Annotated in this window: 24 protein-coding genes and 1 pseudogene; 22 read left to right on the top strand and 3 right to left on the bottom strand. The window is 69.4% G+C overall.

What is annotated here, in order from left to right; genetic code table 11:
* The first annotated feature begins 95 nt into the window (after positions 1-95).
* The 9 genes from mihF to holA all read left to right on the top strand — a co-directional run bounded on the left by mihF (position 96) and on the right by holA (position 7,429).
* Positions 96-404, top strand: coding sequence for an integration host factor, actinobacterial type (gene mihF, locus NW198_RS02535; RefSeq protein WP_087315937.1), 309 nt, complete (start codon positions 96-98; stop codon positions 402-404).
* A complete protein-coding gene (gmk, locus tag NW198_RS02530; protein WP_087315939.1) occupies positions 405-983 on the top strand; it encodes a guanylate kinase in 579 nt (192 codons plus the stop codon).
* Position 984: 1 nt separating this feature from the next.
* Positions 985-1,269 (top strand): DNA-directed RNA polymerase subunit omega, encoded by a 285-nt coding sequence (locus tag NW198_RS02525; protein ID WP_087315941.1) that lies wholly within the window; start codon positions 985-987, stop codon positions 1,267-1,269.
* 6 nt (positions 1,270-1,275) lie between these two features.
* Positions 1,276-2,523 carry a tRNA uracil 4-sulfurtransferase ThiI gene (gene thiI, locus NW198_RS02520; protein ID WP_258339883.1) on the top strand — a complete coding sequence of 416 codons (1,248 nt, stop codon included), beginning with the start codon at positions 1,276-1,278 and terminating at the stop codon, positions 2,521-2,523.
* A gap of 231 nt (positions 2,524-2,754) precedes the next feature.
* Positions 2,755-3,498: a ComEA family DNA-binding protein gene (locus NW198_RS02515; protein WP_258339882.1), complete on the top strand. Its 744-nt coding sequence runs from the start codon at positions 2,755-2,757 to the stop codon at positions 3,496-3,498.
* A complete protein-coding gene (locus tag NW198_RS02510; RefSeq protein WP_258339881.1) occupies positions 3,491-5,830 on the top strand; it encodes a ComEC/Rec2 family competence protein in 2,340 nt (779 codons plus the stop codon). Before NW198_RS02515 ends, NW198_RS02510 begins: the two co-directional genes overlap by 8 nt.
* A gap of 53 nt (positions 5,831-5,883) precedes the next feature.
* Positions 5,884-6,153: a type II toxin-antitoxin system prevent-host-death family antitoxin gene (locus tag NW198_RS02505; protein WP_158094581.1), complete on the top strand. Its 270-nt coding sequence runs from the start codon at positions 5,884-5,886 to the stop codon at positions 6,151-6,153.
* Positions 6,143-6,448 carry a type II toxin-antitoxin system RelE/ParE family toxin gene (locus tag NW198_RS02500; protein WP_258339880.1) on the top strand — a complete coding sequence of 102 codons (306 nt, stop codon included), beginning with the start codon at positions 6,143-6,145 and terminating at the stop codon, positions 6,446-6,448. The genes NW198_RS02505 and NW198_RS02500 overlap by 11 nt, the downstream gene beginning before the upstream one ends.
* Positions 6,449-6,466: 18 nt before the next feature.
* Positions 6,467-7,429: a DNA polymerase III subunit delta gene (holA, locus tag NW198_RS02495; RefSeq protein WP_258339879.1), complete on the top strand. Its 963-nt coding sequence runs from the start codon at positions 6,467-6,469 to the stop codon at positions 7,427-7,429.
* 96 nt (positions 7,430-7,525) lie between these two features.
* Here holA and rpsT read toward each other — a convergent pair whose 3' ends face one another.
* Positions 7,526-7,789 (bottom strand): 30S ribosomal protein S20, encoded by a 264-nt coding sequence (gene rpsT, locus NW198_RS02490; RefSeq protein WP_087315954.1) that lies wholly within the window; start codon positions 7,787-7,789, stop codon positions 7,526-7,528.
* Between the two features lie 109 nt (positions 7,790-7,898).
* Between rpsT and lepA the strand changes: the two genes are divergently transcribed.
* From lepA to NW198_RS02465, 5 genes are all read left to right on the top strand, one after another.
* A complete protein-coding gene (gene lepA / locus NW198_RS02485) occupies positions 7,899-9,710 on the top strand; it encodes a translation elongation factor 4 (protein WP_087315956.1) in 1,812 nt (603 codons plus the stop codon).
* Positions 9,707-10,738: a tRNA-dihydrouridine synthase gene (locus tag NW198_RS02480; RefSeq protein WP_258339878.1), complete on the top strand. Its 1,032-nt coding sequence runs from the start codon at positions 9,707-9,709 to the stop codon at positions 10,736-10,738. Before lepA ends, NW198_RS02480 begins: the two co-directional genes overlap by 4 nt.
* 386 nt (positions 10,739-11,124) lie before the next feature.
* On the top strand, positions 11,125-11,499 hold the full coding sequence (locus tag NW198_RS02475; protein ID WP_258339877.1) for a hypothetical protein: 375 nt from the start codon (positions 11,125-11,127) through the stop codon (positions 11,497-11,499).
* A complete protein-coding gene (gene hemW / locus NW198_RS02470) occupies positions 11,496-12,671 on the top strand; it encodes a radical SAM family heme chaperone HemW (protein WP_258339876.1) in 1,176 nt (391 codons plus the stop codon). The genes NW198_RS02475 and hemW overlap by 4 nt, the downstream gene beginning before the upstream one ends.
* A gap of 83 nt (positions 12,672-12,754) precedes the next feature.
* Positions 12,755-13,549, top strand: a complete 795-nt coding sequence (locus NW198_RS02465) for a hypothetical protein (RefSeq protein ID WP_258339875.1) — start codon at positions 12,755-12,757, stop codon at positions 13,547-13,549.
* Positions 13,550-13,708: 159 nt separating this feature from the next.
* Here NW198_RS02465 and NW198_RS02460 read toward each other — a convergent pair whose 3' ends face one another.
* Entirely contained in the window at positions 13,709-14,758 is a 1,050-nt protein-coding gene (locus NW198_RS02460) for a Fic family protein (RefSeq protein ID WP_258339874.1), read from the bottom strand.
* Positions 14,759-15,053: 295 nt separating this feature from the next.
* On the opposite strand from NW198_RS02460, the gene NW198_RS02455 reads away from it, so the two are divergent.
* Positions 15,054-16,616, top strand: coding sequence for a hypothetical protein (locus tag NW198_RS02455; protein ID WP_258339873.1), 1,563 nt, complete (start codon positions 15,054-15,056; stop codon positions 16,614-16,616).
* A 52-nt stretch (positions 16,617-16,668) separates the two neighbouring features.
* Here the strand turns inward: NW198_RS02455 and NW198_RS09650 are convergent.
* A pseudogene (locus tag NW198_RS09650) lies at positions 16,669-16,869 on the bottom strand (helix-turn-helix domain-containing protein); the annotation flags it as partial.
* Between the two features lie 335 nt (positions 16,870-17,204).
* Between NW198_RS09650 and NW198_RS02450 the strand changes: the two are divergent.
* The 7 genes from NW198_RS02450 (at position 17,205) to NW198_RS02420 (ending at position 23,887) form a co-directional block, all read left to right on the top strand.
* Entirely contained in the window at positions 17,205-17,675 is a 471-nt protein-coding gene (locus NW198_RS02450; protein WP_087315968.1) for a dCMP deaminase family protein, read from the top strand.
* 152 nt (positions 17,676-17,827) lie between these two features.
* A complete protein-coding gene (locus NW198_RS02445; protein ID WP_258339872.1) occupies positions 17,828-18,931 on the top strand; it encodes a DnaJ domain-containing protein in 1,104 nt (367 codons plus the stop codon).
* Between the two features lie 500 nt (positions 18,932-19,431).
* Positions 19,432-20,667, top strand: coding sequence for a molecular chaperone DnaJ (gene dnaJ, locus NW198_RS02440; protein WP_258339871.1), 1,236 nt, complete (start codon positions 19,432-19,434; stop codon positions 20,665-20,667).
* Positions 20,664-21,974, top strand: coding sequence for a MiaB/RimO family radical SAM methylthiotransferase (locus tag NW198_RS02435; RefSeq protein ID WP_258339870.1), 1,311 nt, complete (start codon positions 20,664-20,666; stop codon positions 21,972-21,974). Before dnaJ ends, NW198_RS02435 begins: the two co-directional genes overlap by 4 nt.
* A gap of 74 nt (positions 21,975-22,048) precedes the next feature.
* Entirely contained in the window at positions 22,049-23,017 is a 969-nt protein-coding gene (locus NW198_RS02430) for a PhoH family protein (protein ID WP_258339869.1), read from the top strand.
* The gene (gene ybeY, locus NW198_RS02425; RefSeq protein ID WP_258339868.1) at positions 23,007-23,516 is read left to right on the top strand and encodes an rRNA maturation RNase YbeY; all 510 of its coding nucleotides are present in this window, start codon (positions 23,007-23,009) and stop codon (positions 23,514-23,516) included. The genes NW198_RS02430 and ybeY overlap by 11 nt, the downstream gene beginning before the upstream one ends.
* The gene (locus NW198_RS02420) at positions 23,513-23,887 is read left to right on the top strand and encodes a diacylglycerol kinase family protein (protein WP_258339867.1); all 375 of its coding nucleotides are present in this window, start codon (positions 23,513-23,515) and stop codon (positions 23,885-23,887) included. Before ybeY ends, NW198_RS02420 begins: the two co-directional genes overlap by 4 nt.
* Positions 23,888-23,893: the final 6 nt, after the last annotated feature.

Below are 23,893 nucleotides of genomic sequence, written 5' to 3'. Positions count from 1 at the left end.
GGGGTTGCAAAACTCAAGGTGAATGGGCAAACTTAATTCTTGCGATGCCGCCGGTCCGGCTCGACGGCAGAAAGTAACGCGAATTGGAGGATCACATGGCTCTACCTCAGCTTACCGACGAGCAGCGCAAGGCCGCTCTCGAGAAGGCCGCCCAGGCCCGTCACGAGCGCGCCGAGCTGCGCGAGAAGATCAAGAGCGGCAAGGTCGCCCTCGAGGACGTCCTCGACTCCGACGACCCCATCGCCAGCCGCATGAAGGTCTCCACCCTCATCGAGTCCCTCCCGGGCTACGGCAAGGCCAAGGCCGCCAAGATCATGGACGAGCTCGGCATCTCCGCCACCCGTCGCGTCAAGGGCCTCGGCGCTCGTCAGCGCGAGCAGCTGGTCGAGGCTCTGACCAAGTAAGTGACGCGCAGAGCCCGGCTCTTCGTCGTCTCTGGACCGTCAGGCGTGGGCAAGGGGACGCTCGTCGCGCTGCTGCGACAGCGTCTTCCGCGCCTGGGCCTGACGGTTTCTGCGACTACGAGGGAGCCCCGTCCCGGTGAGCGGGACGGCGTCGCCTACTACTTCCTCTCCAACGAGGAGTTCGACCGCCGCGTCGAGGCCGGCGAGTTCCTCGAGTGGGCCTGGGTCCACGGCAACCGCTACGGCACCCTCCGCCAGGAGGTCGAGCGCGTCACGGGCGAGGGTCGCTCCGTCGTGCTCGAGATCGACGTCCAGGGCGGCCTGAACGTCCGGGAGGCGCTTCCGGACGCCGTGCTCGTCTTCATCGAGCCGCCCAGCGCCGATGAGCTCGAGCGTCGCCTGCGCGGACGCGGCACCGAGGACGAGGCGTCGATCGAGCGCCGCCTCTCCAACGCCCGCGAGGAGCTGGCGTGCGCGCCCCGCTACGACGTTCGCATAGTCAACGACGACCTCGAGCGCGCCTGTGACGAGCTGGCGCGCGTCATCGAGAGCTACGAGAACAACGGAGGTCTCTCATAAGATGTCTGTGATCAAGCCTGAGATCGACACCCTGCTCGACAAGACCGAGCACAACCCCTTCCTGCTCTGCTCCATCGCCTCCAAGCGCGCCTGCGACATCAACAACATGGTTCGCGGCCAGCACCTGCGCGTGGCGGCGATCCAGGACTTCGACGACATCACCACCGTCGTCTCCGGGAAGGACCCCGTGTCCATCGCCATGCAGGAGATCGAGGACGACACGCTCGGCTTCGTCAAGGAGGACTTCGACGAGGACATCCGCGGCGCCAACACGATCGTCCTGTAGGCGCGCATGACCGAGAGACTCTGCCTCGTCCACTACCACGAGATCGGCCTCAAGGGCAAGAACCGCTCGACCTTTGAGAACCAGCTCGTGACCAACCTGCATCGCGCGCTCCAGGCCTTCCCGGTCTCGAGCATCGCCCGCATCTCGGGCCACATCGCCGTGGAGACGAGCGACCGCCGCGCGAGCGAGGAGCTCGCCGCCGCGATCCGGTGCGTGCCGGGCGTGGCGCGCGTCAGCCTCGCCTACAAGTGCGGGCTCGACGAGGGCGAGTACTGCGCCGCGGCCATCCGCGCGCTCGGCGAGGCGGGCGACTTCGCCACCTTCAAGGTCCACGCCCGCCGCTCCTCGACCACCTACGAGCTCCACAGCCTCGAGATGAACCGCCTCGTGGGGGCGGCGCTGTGCGAGGCCTTCCCCGACAAGAAGGTCGACGTCCACACCCCCGACGTCACCGTCATCGTCCACGTGGTCCAGGGCAGCGTCTTTGTCTACGCCGCCTCCGCACCGGGCGTGGGCGGGCTTCCCGTGGGCACCGCCGGCAAGGTCGTGACGCTGCTCTCGAGCGGCTTCGACTCGCCGGTCTCCACCTGGATGGTGGGGCGCCGCGGCGCGACCTGCGTCCCCGTGCACTTCTCGGGCCGCCCCATGACGGCGGATACGAGCGAGTGGCTCTGCCAGGACATCGTCGAGGCCCTCGCGCCCTCTGGCGTGGTCGGCCGCCTCTACGTGGTGCCCTTCGGCGAGCGCCAGCGCGAGATCTCGCTCGCCGTCCCCCAGGGCCTGCGCATCATCATGTACCGTCGCGTCATGCTGCAGGTCGCCGAGCGCATCGCGCAGATCGAGGGCGCCAAGGCCCTCGTCACGGGCGAGTCGCTCGGCCAGGTGGCCTCCCAGACCCTCGACAACATCGCCGCGGTCAACGAGGCCGTCACCATGCCCGTCCTGCGCCCGCTCATCGGGTCGGACAAGCAGGAGATCATCGCGCGGGCGCACCAGATCGGCACCTACGACATCTGCTGCGAGACCGCGCCCGACTGCTGCACCCTCTTCATGCCCCGTCGGCCCGAGACCCACGCCCGCCTGCGCGACGTGCTCGAGGCCTGGGAGAGCTTCGACCACGAGGGGATGGTCCGCGACCTGGTGGAGAGCGTGGAGTGGCGCGACTTTTCCCAGTGCCCGTCGTATCACGCGCCCAAGGGGTCCTTCCGTGAGCACCATCGCGAGCTCCGTGGGGCAAATCCGGCCGAGCGGTAGCGCAACGAGCCGCGAGCGGCGAGCACCCAATTAAAGATCTTATGAACGGCACCCTCGGTCACCGGGGGTGCCGTTTGCTGTGTCAGCTGGTGGAAAGCTCCCCGGGAGCTGCGTGTCGAGGTTTCTCAGGTTCTCGCCGCCCTGCGACCCATCCGCCCCCATGCTAGAGGGTGCTCCAAAACCGCGGGGGGCGAAGGGGGCCGGCCCCTTCGCCGGGCAGGGGGTGGTCTCATGGCACAGGAGCGAAGGGGAGGGGCCCGACGTCTGGCGGGCCGATACGGCGTCGCGTGGGGCGTCGCGGCGGCGGTCGCGCTCTGCGCCGTGCTCGCGGGCGTGACGCTGCTCGGCGTCGCCGGCAGGGATGCCGTTGTGATCGAGCGGGCGGATCCGGCGGAGGCCCCCGCGGAGCCGGACGAGGCGGGCGAGAAGGACGCGGGCGAGGCTGGCGAGAAGGACGCGGGCGAGAAGGACGCGGGCGAGAAGGACGCGGGCGAGAAGGACGCGGGCGAGAAGGACGTCGCTGCCGACGAGCCCCCGGAGACGGTGCTCGTGCACGTCGACGGGGCGGTGGCGGCGCCGGGCGTCTACGAGCTGCCCGCGGGGTCGCGCGTGAACGACGCGGTGCTCGCCGCGGGCGGGCTCGCCGCCGGGGCCGACACCTCTGGGGTGAACCTCGCCGCACCCGTGTCGGACGGCGAGAAGGTCAGGGTGCCCCTCGAGGGCGAGGACGTCGCGCCGGCGGTCGGGGAGGTGACGGCGGGGGAGGGCGACGAGGGCGATCCCGCACCGGTGAACCTCAACACCGCCGGCGTCGAGGAGCTCGACGAGCTGCCCGGCGTGGGCGAGGCGACGGCCCGCGCGATCATCGAGGACCGCGAGGAGAACGGCCCTTTCACGTCACCGGAGGACCTCATGCGGGTCTCGGGGATCGGCGAGAAGAAGTTCGCCCGGCTCGAGGGGCTCATCTGTGTCTGAGGCGCCCGAGCGGCCGGACCGCCCGCTGCTGCCGCCGGCGCTATGGGCGCTCGTCGCGACGCTCGCGCTCTCGCGGGCCGTGCTTCTCGCCGGGCCCGGGGCGGGAGAGGTCGCGCTGGTCACGGCCGTCGTCGCGGTGCCTGCCGTCGCGGTTCTTCTCGCCCTGCTGCGGACCCGCGCGCGGCCCGTCGCGGCGTCCCTGCTCGTGGTGGCGGTCTCGGCTTCCTGCGCGGGGCTCGCATGCGCGGGGGAGCTCCGCGCCCAGGAGGCGCTCGCCGACGCCCTCGCGTCGAGCCCGGTCTCAAGCTGGGAGCTCGTGGTCGAGGGCGACCTCAGGGAGGGCGCCTCCGGCTGGCGGGGGCGCGCGACCGCCGTGCGCGACGGCGTGCGCGCGAGCGGCGTCTGGCTGCTCGCGGACGAGCCCCTTGGGATGGGGATCGCGCTGCGCTGCGTGGGCCGCTTCGAGCCCAACGGCCAGGACGATTGGGGCGCGAGCTCCCGGGCACAGGGCCTCGCCGGGACGGTGCGGGCGGTCCGCGTGCTCGAGAGCCGCCCGCCCGAGGGCCTGCGCGGCGCGGTCGTGCGGCTGCGCGACGCCGTGCTCGAGAGCATCGACGCCTCCTCCTCCGACGCCCGGGCGCTGCTCGCCGGGACCATCTGCGGATGGACCGGCGCGATGTCCGCTCGCGGGCTCGACGAGGTCTTCGCTGCCTGCGGCGTCTCGCACCTGGTGGCCGTCTCGGGAGGGCACCTCGTGCTCGTGGCCGGCATGCTCTCGCGGCTGCTCGGGCGCTCGCGGCTTCCCGCGGGCCTGCGCGCGGCGCTGCTCCTCGCGGTCACCGGGGGCTTCGTCGCCTTCTGCGCGGCGCCTCCCTCGGCGGTGCGCGCGTGGGCGATGTCCGCCGTGGCGGAGCTCTCCCGGCTCGCGGGGCGACGCTCGCACCCGCTCACCTCGGCGTGCGCGGTGGCGATTGCCATGGCCCTGCTCGACCCGGGCGTGACGGGCCAGCTCGGCTACCTCCTCTCGGTGCTGTGCGTGTGCGGCATCTGCGCGCTGGGCTCCTACGCGCGCCACGCGGTGCGCGCCCTGCTGCCCCGGCGGGCGGCACCTCGGCCGCGCTCGCGGCTTGGCTCCGCGCTCGGGCGCGCCCAGGCCGACGCCGAGGAGGCCCTCTCGCTCACGCTCGTCTCGCAGGCCGTCACGGCGCCCGTCACCTGCGCCACGTTCTCTCAGCTCTCGCTCGTGGCGCCGCTTGCCAACGTGGTGCTCGGCCCGCTCTTCTCGGTGCTTCTCGCCCTGGGGCTCCCGTCCGCGGCGCTCGTGTGGGCGCCGCCGCTGCAGGCGGTCGCGCTCGCGGGGTGCGACGCCGTGGGAGGTGCGCTCATGGCGCTGTTGCGCCTGCTCGCGGCGCTCCCTCTCGCGTGCGTGCCCGTGAGCGTCGAGGAGGGGCCGGCGCTGGCCGTGCTCGCCGTCCTTCTCTCCCTGCTCCTCGCCTGGTGGCCGCGGGTCTCGCGGGTCGCGGCGACAGGCGCGCTTGCCGCCCTGCTCTGCCTGGGGCTCGCCTGGGCGGCGCGCTGGGGGCTTTTTGCCCCGGCGCGCGTCGTCGTGCTGGACGTGGGCCAGGGCGACGCGATCCTGGTCACGGACGGCGCCGCCGCGGCCCTGGTGGACACGGGACCGGGGGACGCGGTGGTCGGCGCACTGGCGCGCGCGAACGCCCTGCGCCTGGACGCCGTTATCCTCACGCACTTGCACGCCGACCACGCCGGCGGGCTCGAGGACGTCCTCGGCGCGGTTTCGGTGGGTCGCGTCGTCGTGCCGGAGGACACGGACGCCGCGGCGCTCCCGGGAGGGTGCGCGGTCGAGGAGATTGGCTACGGGGACCGCCTGAGGGTCGGGCGCTTCTCGCTCGAGGTGGTCTCGCCGGTCGAGCCGGCGGGAGGGGAGGGCAACGAGGGCTCGCTCGAGCTCCTGCTTGCCTTCGACGACGGCGAGCGATCGCTCACGGGGCTTCTCGCCGCGGACGCCGAGGTCGAGGAGACGTCTGCCGCCGTGGGGCGCGGGGACGTGGGTGACGTCGACTTCCTCAAGGTGGGCCATCACGGCTCTGCCGCCTCGCTCGACGCGGAGACGGCGGCGGCGCTGGACCCGGAAGTGAGCGTCGCGTGCGCGGGGGAGGGAAACTCCTACGGGCACCCCGACCCCGCCTGCGTGGAGGTCCTCGAGGGCGCCGGGTCAGTCTTTCTCTGCACGATCGACACCGGCGACGTCACCGTGGAGCCCGGCGTCGAGGGGCCTGTGGTCAGCTGTCAGAAAGGAGGGGAGCCATGAGCGTCCCGTATGCTACCCTAGAGGCCATGATTGTGGCCCAAAGGGGGTGTGAAATGCCAAGATGCGTCCCCATCAAGGACATCAAGAACACGACCGAGTTCGCGCGCATCGTCGAGGAGTCGCCCGAGCCCGTCATCGTGACGCGCAACGGCCGCGAGGCCTTCGCCGCGATGTCGATCGAGCTGCTCGACTCGCTGCGCATGGAGCGCGCCCGCGCCGAGCTCTACCGGCTCATCGATGAGGCGGAGGAAGACTCTCGGGCGGGGCGCGTGGTCGACGCCCGCGAGTCGAACAGAAGGACGCGTGAGCGCTATGGCCTGTGACGTCACCTACACCAAGGCGGCGGAGCGAGACAAGGAGCGTATAGTCGCCTACCTGCTCTACGAACGGGAGAGCCCCCGCGACGCGCAGCGCTTCCTCGCGGAGCTCGACCGCCTGGTCGAGAACCTCTCGCGCATGCCGGAGATGTACCCGCGCGCGGCGGACGGGCGCGCGGCGGAGGCCGGCTATCGCAAGGCCGGCTTCCGGAGCTACGTCGCGCTCTATCGCATCGTGGGTGACGTGGTGGAGGTCGACCGCGTCTTCCACGCCAAGCAGGACTACGCGCGGCTGCTCTAGCCGCGGGAGGGGAGTTTCATGGCAGACAAGCCCGCGCTGCTGCCGGCCTACCTCATCGTGGGGCCGGACGAGCTCAAGCGCAAGCAGGCCCTCGCGCGCCTGCGCGCCCGCGTGGACGGGCCCTTCTCGGCCTTCAACCTCGAGGAGATCGTGGCGGGCGGGGACACCGACGTGGTGCCGGTGCTCGCCTCGCTCAACACGCTGCCCATGGGCGGCGACCGCCGCGTCGTGGTGATCGAGAACGCCGAGAAGCTGCCTAAGGCCGTCTCCGAAGCCATCGTCGAGTATCTCGGGAACCCTAACGAGAGCTGCACGCTCGCGCTCGCCGCGGCGACGCTCGCCAAGACCACGCGCCTCTACAAGGCCGTCGCCAAGGTCGGGCCGCGCTCGGTCATCGAGTGCGCCGCCAAGAAGGGCCGCGACCTGCCGCCCTACGTGCAGAAGCTCGCCGCCGCGCACGGGGTCTCCATCGCGGCCGATGCCGCCCGCGAGCTCGTGGCGCGCGTCGGCGAGTCCACGACGATGCTCGACACCCAGATCGCCACGCTGGCCGCCCTGATGGGCGGGCAGGGCACCATCACCGTGCCCTTCGTCGAGGCCAACGTCGCGCGCGTGGCCGAGGTCAAGCCCTGGGAGTTCCTCGACCGGCTCTCGGAGCGCGACGCCCATCGCGCGCTCGCGCTCTACCGGCTGCTCGACGGGTCGGCGCTGGGACTGCTGTTGCTGGTGACGGGGCGGCTGCGCGAGCTCGTGTGCGCCCGGTCGCTCGCGGCCCGCGGCCAGGGCCACGCCGTAGCCGCGGAGCTCAAGAAGCAGGACTGGCAGGTCAGAAACTACGTGCGCTGGTCGCGCGCCTTCGATGACGACGAGCTCGAGCGGCTGCTCGGGGAGTGCGCCGCCGTCGAGCGCGCCCTCAAGAGCGGCGCCGACGAGGACGCCGAGATGGTGCGCCTCGTCGCCCACGTCTGCGGCGTGGCGTAAGGGCCGCGGGTTCTTCTTGCGCCCGCACCCGCCGCGCGCAAAAAAACGGACCCGGGCAGCACCCCGGGTCCGTTCCAACGCGCTCTGAGGGAGAAGCTACTTGATGGTGTTCACGAGCTTCTGGACGCCGCTCTTGCGCTGAGCGGCCTGGTTCTTGTGGATGATGCCCTTGGAAGCGGCCTTGTCGAGCAGGCGGTTGGCCTTGTTGGCAGCGTCCTGGGCGGCGTCGACGTCCTTGGCCTCGACGGCAAGGCGGACCTTCTTGACGGCGGTCTTGAGCTCGGAGCGGACCGCGCGGTTGCGCTGACGCGCCTTCTCAGCGGTGATGATGCGCTTCTTCTGAGACTTGATGTTAGCCACGTGCAGTTCCTTTCGGTTCCCAATACATGTGAGGCCTCTGTGCTGAGACACGGCGAGGTCAACCCGACGAATATAGCATATCGGTCGCGACTTCGCTATTATTCACCACATGGCTACCAATGATACCTCACATATCCGCAACTTCTCGATCGTTGCGCACATCGACCACGGCAAGTCGACCATCTCGGACCGCATCCTCGAGCTCACCCACACGGTGGAGGAGCGCGACATGGAGGCCCAGCTGCTCGACACGATGGACATCGAGCGAGAGCGCGGCATCACCATCAAGTCCAACGCCGTCCGCGTGACCTACGACGCCGACGACGGGCAGACCTACCAGTTCAACCTCATCGACACCCCGGGCCACGTGGACTTCACCTACGAGGTCTCCCGCAGCCTCGCGGCGTGCGAGGGCGCGGTGCTCGTGGTCGACGCCACCCAGGGCGTGGAGGCCCAGACCGTCTCCAACGCCAACCTGGCCATGAACGCCAACCTCGACATCGTGCCGGCGATCAACAAGATCGACCTGCCGAGCGCCCACCCCGACGAGGTCAAGGAGGAGATCGAGGAGGACCTCGCCATCCCGGCGGAGGACGCCGTGTGCGTCTCCGGCAAGACGGGCGAGGGCATCCACGATCTGCTCGAGGCCATCGTGTTTCTCGTCTCGCCGCCCGCCGGCGACGCCGCCGCGCCGCTCAAGGCCCTCATCCTGGACTCCTACTTCGACGAGTACCGCGGCGTCATCGCCACGGTGCGCGTCTTCGACGGCCACGTGCGCAAGGGCGACCAGCTCACGATGATGCGCTCGGGCGTGGACTTCCTCGCCGACGGCGTGGGCGTCAAGCGCCCGGCCGAGCAGCTCGTGGACGAGCTGGGCGTGGGCGAGGTGGGCTTTGTGGTCACGGGTCTCAAGGACCCCGACGCCGTGCGCGTGGGCGACACCCTCACCGGGCGCGACCGCCGCTGCACCGAGGCGCTTCCCGGCTACCGCGAGGCCAAGCCCATGGTCTACACCGGCATCTTCCCCGTGGACAACAAGGACTACGAGAACCTGCGCGACGCCCTCGAGAAGCTGCGCGTGAACGACCCCTCGCTCACGTGGACGCCCGAGACCTCCGTGGCGCTGGGCTTTGGCTTTCGCGTGGGCTTTCTGGGGCTCCTGCACATGGAGGTCGTCAAGGAGCGCCTGGAGCGCGAGTTCTCGCTCTCGCTCATCGCGACGTCTCCCTCGGTGGACTACCACGTCTACAAGACCGACGGCGAGATGATCGAGGTCCGCAGCCCCCAGGACCTGCCCGACGTCACGCGCATCGACCACATCGAGGAGCCTTATCTCAAGGCCAAGGTCATCGTGCCGCCGGAGTACACGGGCGCCGTCATGCAGCTCGCCATCGAGCACCGCGGCATCACCCAGGACATGATCTACCTCACCGAGAAGTCCGTGGAGATGCACTTTGACATCCCGCTGGCCGAGCTCATCCTCGACTTCTTCGACCAGCTCAAGAGCCGCACCAAGGGCTACGCGAGCCTGGACTACGAGTTCTCCGACTACCGCGCGAGCGACCTCGTGAAGCTCGACATCCTGCTCTCCGGCGACGAGGTCGACGCCCTCAGCTTCATCGTCCACAAGGACAAGGCCTACGCGCTCGCCCGAGGGCTCTGCGACAAGCTCAAGGAGATCATCCCGCGCCAGCAGTTCGAGGTCCCCATCCAGGGCGCCATCGGCAACAAGATCATCGCGCGCTCCACCGTCAAGGCGGTGCGCAAGGACGTGCTGGCCAAGTGCTACGGCGGCGACATCTCGCGCAAGCGCAAGCTCCTGGAGAAGCAGAAGGAGGGCAAGAAGCGCATGAAGCAGATCGGCTCCGTGGAGGTGCCGCAGGAGGCGTTTCTCGCCGTCCTCAAGGTGGACGACCAGTGAGCCCGCGCATGACGGCCGGCGAGGTCCTGGCCTCGTTTGGGCCGGTCGCGGGCCTCGCGCCGCGCGTGGAGCCGTTCGCGGCGGGCGAGAAGGACCGTCCGCTCGCGGAGCGCCTCGCCGGAGCGCTGCTCATGGCGCCGATGGCCGGGGTCTCCGACGCCGCGTACCGCGTCATGGCGCGCGCGGGCGGCGCGGCGCTGGCCTACTCCGAGATGGTCTCCTGCGCCGGGCTCCACTACGGCGAGAAGAGCTGGGAGCTCGTGGACCCCAATCCGGCCGAGCCGGAGATCGCCGTGCAGCTCTTTGGCTCCAAGCCCGAGCTCTTCCGCGAGTCCGCCGAGCGCGTGGCGGCGCGGCTGGGGGAGCGCCTGGCGCTTCTCGACATCAACATGGCCTGCCCCGTGCCCAAGGTCACCCGCAAGGGCGAGGGCTCGGCGCTGCTGGAGGACCCGGCGCTCGCGGCGCAGATCGTGCGCGCCTGCCGCGAGGGCGCGCCGGGCGTGCCCGTGACGGTGAAGATTCGCCGCGGCCGCTACGCCGGGCAGGAGGTGGCGCCGGAGTTCGCGCGCGCGATGGAGGCCGCCGGGGCGGCCGCGGTGGCCGTGCACGGGCGCTTTGCCACGCAGATGTACCACGGCGAGGCCGACTGGGGCGTCATCGACCGCGTGGCGGACGCCGTGGGCGTGCCCGTGATCGCCTCCGGGGACGTGCTCTCGCACGAGGCCGCGGAGCGCGCGCTGGCCCAGACCGGCGCGACGGCCGTGATGGTGGCGCGCGGGACCTACGGCAACCCGTGGGTCTTCTCGGGCCACGAGCCGAGCGCGGGCGAGAAGATCGCGGCCTTCGAGTGCCACGTGCGGCTGCTCGAGGCCACCGGCGCCCACCTCAAGCGGGCGCGCAGCCTCGCGGGCTGGTACTTCAAGGGGATGCCCGACGCGGCGCGCTGGAGAAACGCGGCGATGAGCTGTGTGACGGCCGAGGAGTTCCTGGCGGTGGCGGCTGAGGTGCGCGCCGCGCTGGGCGCGTGAGGGGCCGGCCGCCGGCTCGGCCCGGCGGCTCCTTGAGGGTATGTACACCGCCCCCTGAGGGTATGTACACGTTCCCGAGCCGTCCGTTCTTCTCGGCAGCCCTTCTACCAGCGGAAACACAAATCGCCCAAGTTCGTGCGGTGTACATACCCTGAGGGGCGGTGTACATACCCTCAAGGGTTGCGTGTCTGAAAGGCCCCTCGCCTTAACCCGCTTGATAGAAGTTTTCCACGCCGGGTACAATAGAGGTGCCGAGAGCCACGGCATAGAACTGGCTCACGTGTACGTATAGCCTCCGCGGGCGACGGGGCGCGCAAGCGTAGAATATCGCCCACTTGTTGGCGGGACTCGCTGAGGCGGGTTCCGCCGTTTCGTAGGGAGGCTTGATGAGGCTCGTTTCAATTGACCCAGACTACCTCGACTTGCTGTCCTCCCATGACCGTGAGTTCATGCGCAAGCACGGTCGTCCCTGTGTTCTCGTGCTGAGACTTCGCTTCCGAGGGAGAAAGGTCAACTTTGCCGTTCCCCTGAGGTCGAACATCGCGCCGAACGTGCCGCGTGATCAGTATTTCCCACTGCCGCCGCGCCCCTCGACGAAGCCGCGCCACCGGCATGGCATCCACTACATAATGATGTATATGCATACTCGCGATATCGTGAGTGCGTGCCAGGCATATCTGGAGAAATACGAGGCTGAGGGGCGCCCGCGTTTTGCGGTGGACATCGATCGGGCGATTGAGCTGATGGGCACGCACCGATGATCTCTGCACTCTACCTGCACATACCGTTTTGTCACGCCAAGTGCGCGTACTGCGACTTCGACTCGCGGGCGCTCTGCGGCGAGGCACTCGACGTGGCAGCCGCGCGCTACGTGGACGCGCTCGTCGTACGGCTGGACGCCTTTGGCGAGGCCGGGGCGCTCGCGGGCGTGCGCACGGTCTACGTGGGCGGCGGCACGCCCACGGCGCTGGGGCCGCGGCTGGCTGAGCTGGTGGCCAGCGTTCGCGCCGCCTGCGATCCCATCGAGCTCACGTGCGAGGCCAACCCGGAGTCCTTCGACGACGTCATGGCGGACGCGCTGGCCCACGCCGGCGTCACGCGCGTCTCGCTTGGGGTGCAGACGCTCGAGCCCGCCGAGCTCGCCGCCATCGGGCGCATCCACACGGCGGGGCAGGCGCTCGCCGCGGTGGCGCGTGCCCGTGCCGCGGGGCTCGACACGTCCTGCGACCTCATGTGCGGCCTGCCGGGCCAGACCGAGGATAGCTGGCGGCGCACGCTCGCCGGCATCGCCGCCGCCGCGTCGGACCACGTCTCGGTCTACCCGCTCACGCTCGAGGAGGGGACGCCGCTCGCGCGCCGGGCCGAGGAGGACCCCGCGCTCGAGCCGGACCCCGACCTCCAGGCCTGGTGCATGGAGGAGGCGCGCCGCACGCTCGCGGCGGCGGGCTACGGGCCCTACGAGGTCGCGAGCTACGCGCGGCCCGGCCACGAGTGCCGTCACAACATCGCGTACTGGACGGGCGAGAGCTACCTCGGGATCGGCCGGTCCGCCGCGGGCATGCTCGCGGCGGGGGAGTGGGACGCCCTCGCGGAGCTCCTGGGCGGCGAGCCGGCGGGCGCGGGCACGGCGCGCGTGCGCTACGTGCAGGCAGACGACGCCGCCACCCGCTTTGACGTGGAGCGCCTCACCGCGCGCGAGGCCGTGGCAGAGGACCTCATGCTCGGCATGCGCATGACGCGCGGCGTCCCCCCGGCGCTTCTCGGCCGGGCGCGGTCCCTGGCGGGCGAGAAGAACGTGGACGCCGCGGTGGGGCGGGCGCTCTCGCGAGGGCTTGCCGCCTGGACACCCGAGGGGCGCCTCGCGCCCACGGAGCGCGGATGGCTGCTCGGCAACGAGCTCTACGGCCTCATGTGGGACCTCGCCGCGGATTAATAGCGGCCGTCCGCCAGCTCCCTGGCGCCTGCGCGTCGGCCCGCGGCTATGATGGGGCCAGCACAAGGAGAGAGGAGCTTTGCATGAAGAGAATCTCTGCACGTAGGGGAGGGCTGCTCGCCTTTGTCGCGACGGTCCTTCTCGCCGGGGCGCTCTTCCCCGTCACGGCGCTCGCTGCCGGCACGCGGGACATGTACCGCATGTACAACCCCAACTCGGGCGAGCACTTCTACACCGCCGAGGCCGCCGAGCGCAACTCGCTGGCCGCCGCCGGGTGGAAGTACGAGGGCGTTGGCTGGGTCGCGCCCGAGTCGTCCGACGTCCCGGTCTACCGCCTCTACTCCGGGACCGATCACCACTACACCGCCTCCGCCGAGGAGCGCGACCAGCTCGTGGCCGCCGGCTGGAAGTACGAGGGCGTGGGCTGGTACTCGGGCGGCGACGTCCCGGTCTACCGCCAGTTCAACCCCAACGTGAACCCCGCGGCGCCCACCAACAACTCCGGCAGCCACAACTACACCACCTCCGCGGCCGAGAACGACCAGCTCGTGGCCGCCGGCTGGAGGGCCGAGGGCGTGGGCTGGTACGCCGAGGGCGCCGGCCGCGGACCGACGGCCGACGAGCTCGCGTCGCTGCCCAAGCCGCCCGCGCAGCAGCCGTCCAACCCCGGCGGATCCGGCTCCGGCGGCTCCGGGTCCGGCTCCGGCGGCGGGGCGACCAACCCCACCCCCGCCGTGGTCTACTGGGTGTCCGGCGGCAGCGTGTACCACACCACGCCCGACTGCCCGTCGCTCAAGCGCTCGCACAACATCCAGTCCGGCTCCATCCAGCAGGCCATCGCCGCCGGCAAGGGCCGCGTCTGCAGGAACTGCTCGTAGCGCGCCGCGCGCGGGCGGGCGTTGGGTTTTTCCTGCTTGCAAAACCCCGCCCGTCGCGCCTGGTGACCGCCACTTGCTTACAAAACCCCGCTCGTCGCGCGACGGGCGGGGTTTCTGCTTACGATTCTCGGGCCGTCGCGCCCGTCGGTGCCGCGACGCTCATTCCGCGCGCACGTATCCGGTCTGCCTGCCGGCGCCGACCTTCCTGATGACGCCGTCTGCCAGCAGCGCAGAGAGCGATCGCTTGACGGTCACCTCGCTGAGGTCGGGACACTCATCGAGGACCATCGCCTTGGTGACTTTTCCAACGTGTCGATTAAAAACGTCTCGGACTCGGTCAACCGCTCGCTCCCTTCCGGGGCGGGCGGCGCCCATGCGCCCCTCAAGCTCCCGGTAAGCTGCGAGGATGATGCCGAGCAGATAGCGCACGAAGGGAGCCTCGTCGTTTGTCCCCTCCGCCCAGCCCGTCGAGCTCTGCGCGAGCGCCTCATAGTACTGGTCGCGACTCCGCTCTATGAGGTGCTCGATACTGATGAACTGCGGCACCAGGTAGCCTGCCCGCTCAAGAAGAAGAACCGTGATCAGACGGCTCATACGCCCGTTGCCGTCATTGAACGGGTGGATGCTCACGAAGTCAAACGTGAACCGTGCGGCGAGAAGGGCCGGGTCACACGATTCGGAGCGAAAGGCATCGTCGTATGTCTCGCAGAGCCTCGCCACGGCGTCGGGCGTGAGGTGGGCCGGAGTGGGTCGAAAGCGCAACGACGTGCTGCCGTCTGCGTTGCGCGTGACGATTTGGCTGTCCGCGTCTTTCCAGGACCCTCCAAACGACAACGGCGTATGGGCGAGAAGATCACGATGGAGCTGCAGTATGACTCCTGGAGTGACGGGGATGTAGTCGTGTTGTTCGTGAATGAGCGCGAGCACGTCGCGATAGCCGGCAATCTCTTCCTCGGCGCGCGTCCTTGGGGAATCCGAACGGGTGACAAGGTCTTCGAGTCGCCGCTCGGTGGTAACGATGCCCTCGATGCGGTTGGAAGCGCCGACGCTCTGAGCCTGAGCCGTCTCGAGAAGGTCCTCGAGCAGGTCTGATCGCGTCTCGGTCCAAAGCGCCTGACGTCCTTTGTACTCGCGGATCGCAAGGAGCAGGTTGGTCACCGGAGTTGCCTGGAGCGAGGGGGGTACGGTGAGGTAGTCAAACGTCCGCATAGGGCACCTTTGGTATCACGAGATTTGCTTTCGGTATCATAGTAGCACCCACTGATACCGAACATGTGTATCAAAGAGGGTTATTTCGGACATGGTGGGCTACCGTTCGGACAAGGTGTGTTGTGAGCGGCGGGGCGCTCGGATAAAGTTTTTCTCAGTATGGGAATGCCCCGCCAGAGGGGCGGTCGATCGAGAGGGAGGCCCTCATGCCGCAGTCGAGAAGAACCATCGGGGGGGTCGCCGAAGGTTAGGGGGTAGGGGCCTTCGCTGCGCCCTCGCGTGCGCGATCGCTCTGGTGGCGTGCTGCGCACTGCTGCTCGTTCCTCGCGTTGCGCGAGCTGCTGGTTCGGGCTGGAACGCGGAAACGAAGACCTATACGGTCAACGGGACCGAGGGTTACCGCGAGAGCGTCTATGCCTCGGAGGTCAAGCTCCCTGACGGGGCGATTCTTAATCTGTCCAATGCCGGAAATTATACGGGCGGGGATAATGAGCCCCCGGCACTCTTCCTAGTCCAGGGCGACCTGACGATCATTGGCCCCAAGGATAAAGAGCTCTCATTCTCCACGGACTTGCTCGACTTCTCCCTCAACGACTGGGGCACAAAGACGCAACTCACCCTCACGGTGAAGGACATGCGTTTTCAGCAGACGGACGATGGCAACGACCAGACAATCGTCCTCAACCAAATCGGCAGGAAAGCGTCAGATGACGTCAGCATTGACGTCAAGTATTCGGGCGACTGCGCGCTACCGCGCATCGTCATAAGCGACAAGACGGAGCTCACGTTCTCTCGAGCCGAGGACGCCTCTGAGGCGTCGACCCTTGAGCTCTATGATGTCTCGAACGAAGGCAATGGCAACGTGGAGCCGGGTGACGGCGGCTCGCTGGTGTTCAAGGACGGAAGCTACGTCGTCTCCCGCCTGCTCTCCGCCAAGTCCATCGCCCTCGAGGACTGCGAGCTCACGAGTGGCGAGGGTTTCGAGGCCATCATCACCGACAAGCTGACGGGCTCCATTGCCATCAAGGACTCGGTCGTTGACCTTGAGAGCAGCAGCTCTTGGCAAGAGGCCGTGCTGGGTGGGGATGCGGATCCGCAATTTGATGCGTCGTTTACCAAGGATAACCACGATCGCCTCTTCTATAACCTGTTGAGCAATGCTAATGCTGAGGCGGTCACGTCTCGGGTTAGCATCGAGGGTTCAAAGGTGACCATTTCTGGCAGCGATTCTGACCGTGCTGGCATCGGCGGGGTTAGGGACATCATCATCGACAACTCAACCATTGAGGTCGAGATGAGTGCCGATAGCGAGGACACAAATTCAAAGTCATATTCTGCCGGAATCGGCGGGGTGTTCCAGAACATCAAGATCACCGACTCGACCGTCAAGAGCGCTGGCGCCAAGGGTGCCGGAATCGGCATCGGTCATGAGGGCGTGGGCAAGGGAGCGAGCGACGAGCAGCTCAAGGCTATCTCTGGCTCCATCCACATAGAGGACAGCATCGTTACGGCGACGAGCCTCGAAGGCGCCGGTATCGGGTCCGCGGAGCTTTTTTCAAGCACGGACAGGGTCCCCCAGCCCCTCACCATCACCATCACGGGCTCGAGTAAGGTCACGGCGCGCAGCTATTCCGCCGCGGGCATCGGCGGCGGGCCGGACGAGATCACCATCGTGCGGCCCGGCGGGCTCGAGGTCAGCACGGGGGAGATCGGCGGGTGGAAACCGGCTACGGAAGAATCCGGCGAGGCGACGCAGGCGTTTGTCGCCGTGCCTCGGGCGAGGGGGAGCCATCGTTTCCGACAGCGGAGGGCGCGATGCACGTGGGAGAGGGTACGGCTTGGCCTTGCGGGGGCGTGACATCAGAGGTCCGCACCTCGTCGACAGGCGCGGAGCCGTCTCGAACCACGAGCTCGAGCCCAAGCGCGGAGAGGCTCGCAAGCAGCTTGTCGAGTCTCATCCCCGTGGCGTCACCGAGCTCGAGGGATGCGAGGGTGCGCTCGGAGACTCCCGAGGCACGTGCGAGCTGCGCTCGCGTGAGACCCTGCCGCTCTCTCGCGCGCCGGACGCTGATTCCCGCTTGGCGTGGAATGGTGATGACGGCTTCTGTCATGGTCCCCCAATCATGCAACCTCCTGCCTATGAGTATACATGCAATATTCTACAGATTCCAGATAATGCAAAATATTGCATATCCTTCGAGTCTGTAGCAGTTGCTACCTGTAAACTTGAGGGTCGCTTGAGCGTCTCTCGGCGCCAAGCCTCATCCTCAGCCTCAGGGTTCTTCTCGCGTCTGCAAGTTGGGGACAGTCCCCAACGTGCTGCACATTGGGGACTGTCCCCAACGAACAGAACAGGCGGACGTCCGGTGGCCCGCGCTTCCGGCCCCTTGCGCGGGCGCGGCAAATGCGCCATGCTAGCAGCGTAAACGGTCGAGAGGGGAGCGCCATGCCGGGCAAGCGCACCGACGTCATCAGCTGGGACGAGTTCTTCATGAGGGCTGCCGTCGCGGCGAGCCTGCGCAGCAAGGACCCCAACACGCAGGTGGGCGCCTGCATCGCCGACACCAACAACCGCATCCTCTCGGTGGGGTACAACGGCACGCCCCACGGCCTCAACGACGACGAGTTCCCCTGGGGCACCGCGGACGACCCGCTCTACGACAAGCACAACTACGTCATCCACGCCGAGGCCAACGCCATCCTCAACTACCGCGGCACCCTCAAGGACATGACGGGCGCCACCGTCTACGTGACCCTCTTCCCCTGCCACGAGTGCGCTAAGACGCTCGTCCAGGCGGGCATCGGCGAGGTCGTCTACCTCGACGACAAGTACGACGGCACGGAGGACAACCGCATCTCCAAGAACATCCTCGAGCGCTGCGGCGTGAGCTACCGCCAGATGTCGCTCGAGGAGTAGCCGGCCCTCCGTCCGGGACGCTGCCGCCGCCCCGGAGGCCACTCGCCCGGGCACGCCAACTGCGCGGATACCGTGGCGTTTCTCTCAACCCCCTGAATGGCGGGTATACTTCTCCCCATCTGTGACGTATCGCCAGCAGGGAGACATGCCACATGGCATCGATGAACGACAAGGACTACTACGCCATCCTCGGCGTCGAGAAGGACGCCTCCGCCGATGAGATCCGCAAGGCCTTCCAGACCAAGGCCCGCAAGCTCCACCCCGACGTCAACAAGGAACCCGACGCCGAGGAGCGCTTCAAGGAGGTCTCCGAGGCCTATGCCGTCCTCTCCGACCCCGACAAGCGCAAGCGCTACGACGCCATGCGCTCCGGCAGCCCCTTCGCGGGCGGCGGCTACGGCGCCCCCGCCGGCACCGGCGGCTACGGCGACCCCTTCGGCGGCGGCCCCTTTGGCTGGGGCCCCTTCGGCGCCGGCTTCGGCGGGACGTCCCGTCAGCGCCGCTCGCGCGCGTACCGGCCCCGCGCCGGCGCCGACGTCATCTACGAGCTCACCGTCGACGCCGAGAAGGCCAAGGAGGGCGTGCGCCGCGGCGTGACCTACCAGCGCTACGCCACCTGCGACGTCTGCCACGGCTCCGGCTCCGTCCAGGCGGAGCGCCCCGAGACCTGCCCCACTTGCGGCGGCGCCGGCCACATCACTGTGGACACCGGCCTCTTTGGCGTCATGATGATGACCTGCCCCGAGTGCGAGGGCGCCGGCAAGGTCGTGGCCGACCCGTGCTCGGCCTGCGGCGGCTCGGGCCGCACGCTCACGGCGAGCGAGGTCGTCGTCGACGTGCCCGCGGGCAGCCACGACGGCGACGAGGTGCGCGTGGCCGGCATGGGCAACGCGGGCACCAACGGCTCGTCCACCGGCGACTTCGTCTGCCGGGTCTGCGTCCCCGAGGAGCGCCTCACCCGCTCCCAGGCGAGCGGCTTCAACTTCATCGGGTTCGCGATCCCGTTTTTGGTGCTGGGGCTCGCCACCTCCACGCTGGCGTCGCTCTCGCTCATGGTGATCATCCCGGTGGTCGTGGGCGTGGTGCTCGTCGTGCGCGACGGCGTGCGGCTCGCGCCGCGCTGGTGGAGAAACGCGGGCGTCGCCGTGGCCAACGGAATCTCCAACGGCCTCATGATCGCGCTCGTCTTCGCAATGATGTTCTCCTGCACCTCGGGCCTCGGCCGCGGCGGCTACATGGGGTACTACTACTGGTAGGCCCCGCGAGGGCGAGCGTGCCGCTGAGCCGGGCGCAGCCCCAAAGGGTCGCGTTTTTCGCGGCTGGGGCGCGTGTGCCGAGAAGTGCGTTGCGCCTTTGAGGGTCAGGGCACGACAGGCCGAGAAGGACGTTGCGCTTCTTGCGGTCAGGGCAGGCGCGGGCCGCGGTGCGCGCCTCGGTGCGCGGACGCCAGCTGGGCTTTTGCCGGGGCCTGTCTCCGACGTCGCCGTTCTTCTCGCCACCGACGCCCCGGTGAGTGCCCTCGCCCCCAAAGTCGCAACGCGCCGAAGGCCCCGTCGCGCCCTGGCCCCCAAAGTCAAAACGCCCGCGGCCCCGGCCCCCGCGAGGGCGAGCGTGCCGCCCCCGTCCCAGGCCCCGCGCGGCCCGTCGCCGCTCTTTTCAGAAAAGTGATAGCTTTGTGCCCTGCCGGGCTGCGCCCGCGCCCGTTTCGGGGTATAACACCCACGGACGAAAACGAACGAGTTTCTGGAGTATGCACGTGGAACCGAAGAGGGACTACTACGAGGTGCTCGAGGTACCTCGTGACGCCGATGCCAAGACGATCAAGCGGGCCTTCCTCAAGAAGGCCCGCACCCTGCACCCGGACGTCAACAAGGAGCCGGACGCCGAGGAGCGCTTCAAGGAGGTCAACGAGGCCTACGCCGTCCTCTCGGACGACCAGAAGCGCGCCAACTACGACCGCTACGGCGACCCTAACGGCCCCGCGGGCTTTGGCTCGGACTACGTCGACGTCTCCGACATCTTTGGCGGGGGCGGCTTTGGCTTTGGCGACATCTTCGACTCCTTCTTTGGCGGCGGGGCCGGGCGCGCCGGCGCGCAGGCCCGCACCCGCGGCCGCGACATGGGCATCCGCCTCACGGTGACGCTCGAGGAGGCCGCGGCCGGCTGCAAGAAGACCGTCGCCTACACGCGCCTCGCCCCCTGCGAGGACTGCGGCGGCACCGGCGCCGCCGAGGGCGGCCGCGCGCACGCCTGCGAGCGCTGCCACGGCACCGGGCGCGTGGTGGAGGTCCAGCGCACGATCTTCGGCCAGATGCAGACCCAGGCCACCTGCCCCGTCTGCCACGGCCAGGGCCAGGTCATCGACCACCCCTGCGAGACCTGCGAGGGTCAGGGCCGCGCCCCCTCGCGCGAGAAGGTCGAGGTGCAGGTGCCCGCCGGCGTCCACAGCGGCCAGACCATCACCGTCTCCGGCAAGGGCGAGGCGGGCGTGCGCGGCGACGCCTCGGGAGACCTCGTGGTGAGCATCGAGGTGGCCGAGAGCGACCGCTTCGAGCGCCGCGGGGACGACCTCTACTGCACCGTGCGCGTCGACGCGCTCCAGGCGATCGTGGGCACCACCGTCGCGCTCGACGGCATCATGGAGGGCGAGCGCGTCACCGTCGAGGTGCCGGCCGGCTGCCAGTTTGGCCAGCAGGTCGTGGTGGAGCGCAAGGGCATGCCGCGCATGGGCATGATCGCCCGCGGCAACCTCGTGGCCGTCGTGCAGGTGGAGACCCCGCGCGACCTCACCAAGAAGCAGCTCCTCGACGTCGCGGCGATCGTCGCCGAGCGCGCGCTCGACGAGGGCGCGGCGGCTGAGAGGGACGCGCGGCCCGAGCCCACCAGCGAGGAGGAGGCCGAGGGCTTCTCGGCCGCCGCCGAGAACGCCGCCGAGCACTTTGCCAAGGAGCGCTGGCACGCGCCCAAGAACCCCTTCAGGAGCCGCAAGTGACGACGCCGGCCGCGCCCGCGGTGGCCCTCGTCAACCTGGGGTGTCGCGTCAACCGCGTCGAGCTCGACCTCATGGCCTCCGAGCTCGAGCGCGCCGGCGCCCGCCTCACCGGCGAGCGCGAGGCGGACGTCGTGGTCGTGAACACCTGCGCCGTCACCGGCGAGGCGGAGGCCAAGGCGAGAAAGGCCGTCCGCCGCGCGGCGTCGCTGCCGGGGGCGCCGCTCGTGGTGGCCACCGGCTGCGTGGCGAGCCTGTTTGCCGACGAGCTTGCTGCGCTCGCGCCCAACGTGGTGGTCGAGCGCGACAAGTCGCGCGTGGCCGGGCTCGCGCTCGAGCGCCTGGGGCTCGCGGGCGTCGCCGGGGCTGCGGGCGACGCCGGGGCTGCGGGCGACGCCGGGCCCGAGGCCGCCTGCGCCGCCACGCCCACGCCCACCGGCCGCACCCGCCCCGGCATCAAGGTCCAGGACGGCTGCGACAACCGCTGCACCTACTGCATCGTGTGGAAGGCCCGCGGCGCCGCCCGCTCGGTCGCGCTCGACGAGGTCCTTCTCGCCGTGCGGCAGGCCCAGGACCGCGGCGCGCGCGAGGTCGTGCTCACGGGCATCAACCTGGGCTGCTACCGGGCCGCCGGCCCGGACGGCCGCGAGCTCGGCCTGCCGGGGCTTCTGGACGAGCTGCTCGAGCGCACAAGCGTGGAGCGCATCCGCCTCTCGTCGATCGAGCCGCCCGACGTCACGCCCGAGCTCTGCGACGTGATGGCCGCGGCGGGGGAGCGCGTGGCGCCCTTCCTGCACGTGTGCCTGCAGTCGGGCTGCGACGAGACGCTGAGGCGCATGGCGCGCGTCTACCGCACCGACCTCTTCCGCCGCGTGGTCGAGACCGCGCGCTCGCGCGTGCCCGGGATCGCGCTGGGCACGGACCTCATCGTGGGCTTTCCCGGCGAGACGGACGAGGAGTTCGAGGAGAGCCTCGCCTTCTGCCGCGAGATGCGCTTCGCCAAGATGCACGTCTTCCGCTACTCCCGCCGCCCCGGCACCCCGGCCGCCACGATGCCCGGCCAGCTTGACCCGCACGTGATGGCCGAGCGCGGCGCCCGGGCCCGCGAGCTCGCCGACGAGCTGCGCCTCGCCGAGGCGCGCCGCCTGGTGGGCGAGAAGGACCTCGTGGTGGTGCAGTACCCCGGCCGAGGCGTCTCGGGCGGCCTCTTCGACGTGACGCTCGACCCGTCGGTGCCGGTGGACTCGCTCGTGCCGGTGCGCCTCGCCTCCGTCTCGCCCGACGCCACCCTCGCCGCCGAGCTCCTGTAGCCCGGCGCGTTGCGCGCCCGGCCCCGGCGTGCCTGGGGTATCATCAGGGTAGCAATCGCCGTCACAGGAGGAGCATGGAGCCCACCCAGGTTCGTCTCACCATTCCCGACTCGGTCGACCCGACCACCCTCATGGGGCCGGCCGACTCCCTCTTGCGCCGCATCGAGTCCAGCTTCGACGCCATGATCTCGGTCCGCGGCAACCAGGTCGCCCTCTCGGGGCCCGTCGACGTGGTCGACCAGCTCACCTCGGTCTTCTCGCGCCTGATCCGCCTGGTGGAGGCGGGGGAGGCGCCCACGCCCGACGACGTGGACCTCGTGGTCGACCAGGTCCGCCACGGGGCGCAGCGCCTGGACCTCGTCGGCGACGACATCCTGCTCACCTATCACGGCCGGGCGATTCGCCCCAAGACGGCGGGCCAGAAGCGCTACGTCGAGTCCATCCGCACCAACACGGTCACCTTTGGCATCGGGCCGGCGGGCACGGGCAAGACCTACCTCGCCATGGCCATGGCGGTGGCCGCCCTCAAGCGCCGCGAGGTGGGCCGGATCGTGCTCACGCGCCCGGTCGTGGAGGCGGGGGAGTCGCTCGGCTACCTGCCCGGAACCCTCGAGGAGAAGCTCGACCCCTACGTGCGCCCGCTTTACGACGCGCTCTTCGACATGACGGACATGGGCAAGGGCAACGCCCTCATCGAGCAGGGCGTCATCGAGATCGCCCCGCTCGCGTTCATGCGCGGCCGCACCTTCAACAACGCCTTCGTCATCCTCGACGAGGCGCAGAACACCACGCCCGAGCAGATGAAGATGTTCCTCACGCGTCTGGGCTTCTCGTCCAAGTTCGTGGTCACGGGCGACGCCTCGCAGCGCGACGTCTCCGGCGTGGGCGGGCTCGAGAGCGCGCGCCGAGTGCTCGACGGCATCGACGACATCGCCTTCGTGGACCTCGACCGCAACGACATCGTCCGCCACACCCTCGTGGCGCGCATCGTGGACGCCTACGCGGCCCAGGCGGCGGCAAAGGAGGCAGGCCATGGAAAATGAGTACGACCTCTCGTGCGAGGAGGGCGTTCGCGCCCCCATCAGCGACGAGGAGATTTGCGCGGACTGCGACGTCGTCCTTTCCCAGGAGGGCGTGGGGCGGCCCTGCATGGTCTCGATCTCGGTGGTGAGCGAGGAGCGCATCCGCGCGCTCAACGACGCCTGGCGCGACGTCGACCGCGCCACCGACGTGATCAGCCTCGAGTGCGAGCGCCCCGACGACCCCGACCTCGCGCCGGGCGAGCCCTGCGAGCTCGGCGACATCGTGCTCGCGCCGGCCTACATCGCGCGCCAGGCGGCCGCGTTCGGCACCACCGAGGCTGACGAGTTCCGGCTGCTGCTCACCCACGGCCTGCTGCACCTGCTCGGCTACGACCACCTCGACGACGAGGAGGCGTCCGCCATGGAGGCGCGCGAGGAGGCGCTCCTGGCCCTCATGCCGTGCGACCGGCCGATCGACCACGTCATGCTCACCCGCCACCGCGAGGATGGCGACGCATGATACCCGGCTCCAAGAGCGACCACCCGGGCTTCCGCAAGAGCTTCCTTTTTGCGATCCAGGGCTTCAGGACCGCCGTCGTCACCGAGCGCAACATCAAGGTCATGCTCGCCGTGGGCGCGCTCGCGGTCGTGGCCGGCATCGTGCTGCAGATCGACCTCTTGAGCTGGGCGATCATCTTGCTGTGCTGTGCCGTGGTCATCATGGCTGAGCTCTTCAACACGGCGATCGAGACCGTGGTCGACCTCGTCTCGCCGGAGTTCCACCCGCTCGCGGGCCGCGCCAAGGACATCGCGGCCGCGGCGGTGTGGTTCCTGTCGTTTGTCGTCGCGATCGTGGGCGTGCTCGTCTACGCCAACGCCCTTTTCAACTAGGGGCGC

Source organism: Thermophilibacter sp. ET337, from assembly GCF_024733715.1.
In the GTDB taxonomy this organism is placed as follows: domain Bacteria; phylum Actinomycetota; class Coriobacteriia; order Coriobacteriales; family Atopobiaceae; genus Thermophilibacter.
This window is presented reverse-complemented; position numbering and strand designations above follow the sequence as displayed.

Bases quoted from the DNA above. Each gene is read 5' to 3' on its own strand.
- mihF (WP_087315937.1), top strand. From the start codon at position 96: ATGGCTCTACCTCAGCTTACCGACGAGCAGCGCAAGGCCGCTCTCGAG.
- NW198_RS02525 (WP_087315941.1), top strand. From the start codon at position 985: ATGTCTGTGATCAAGCCTGAGATCGACACCCTGCTCGACAAGACCGAG.
- thiI (WP_258339883.1), top strand. From the start codon at position 1,276: ATGACCGAGAGACTCTGCCTCGTCCACTACCACGAGATCGGCCTCAAG.
- NW198_RS02515 (WP_258339882.1), top strand. From the start codon at position 2,755: ATGGCACAGGAGCGAAGGGGAGGGGCCCGACGTCTGGCGGGCCGATAC.
- NW198_RS02505 (WP_158094581.1), top strand. From the start codon at position 5,884: ATGCCAAGATGCGTCCCCATCAAGGACATCAAGAACACGACCGAGTTC.
- NW198_RS02500 (WP_258339880.1), top strand. From the start codon at position 6,143: ATGGCCTGTGACGTCACCTACACCAAGGCGGCGGAGCGAGACAAGGAG.
- holA (WP_258339879.1), top strand. From the start codon at position 6,467: ATGGCAGACAAGCCCGCGCTGCTGCCGGCCTACCTCATCGTGGGGCCG.
- lepA (WP_087315956.1), top strand. From the start codon at position 7,899: ATGGCTACCAATGATACCTCACATATCCGCAACTTCTCGATCGTTGCG.
- NW198_RS02475 (WP_258339877.1), top strand. From the start codon at position 11,125: ATGAGGCTCGTTTCAATTGACCCAGACTACCTCGACTTGCTGTCCTCC.
- hemW (WP_258339876.1), top strand. From the start codon at position 11,496: ATGATCTCTGCACTCTACCTGCACATACCGTTTTGTCACGCCAAGTGC.
- NW198_RS02465 (WP_258339875.1), top strand. From the start codon at position 12,755: ATGAAGAGAATCTCTGCACGTAGGGGAGGGCTGCTCGCCTTTGTCGCG.
- NW198_RS02460 (WP_258339874.1), bottom strand. From the start codon at position 14,758: ATGCGGACGTTTGACTACCTCACCGTACCCCCCTCGCTCCAGGCAACT.
- NW198_RS02450 (WP_087315968.1), top strand. From the start codon at position 17,205: ATGCCGGGCAAGCGCACCGACGTCATCAGCTGGGACGAGTTCTTCATG.
- NW198_RS02445 (WP_258339872.1), top strand. From the start codon at position 17,828: ATGGCATCGATGAACGACAAGGACTACTACGCCATCCTCGGCGTCGAG.
- NW198_RS02430 (WP_258339869.1), top strand. From the start codon at position 22,049: ATGGAGCCCACCCAGGTTCGTCTCACCATTCCCGACTCGGTCGACCCG.
- ybeY (WP_258339868.1), top strand. From the start codon at position 23,007: ATGGAAAATGAGTACGACCTCTCGTGCGAGGAGGGCGTTCGCGCCCCC.
- NW198_RS02420 (WP_258339867.1), top strand. From the start codon at position 23,513: ATGATACCCGGCTCCAAGAGCGACCACCCGGGCTTCCGCAAGAGCTTC.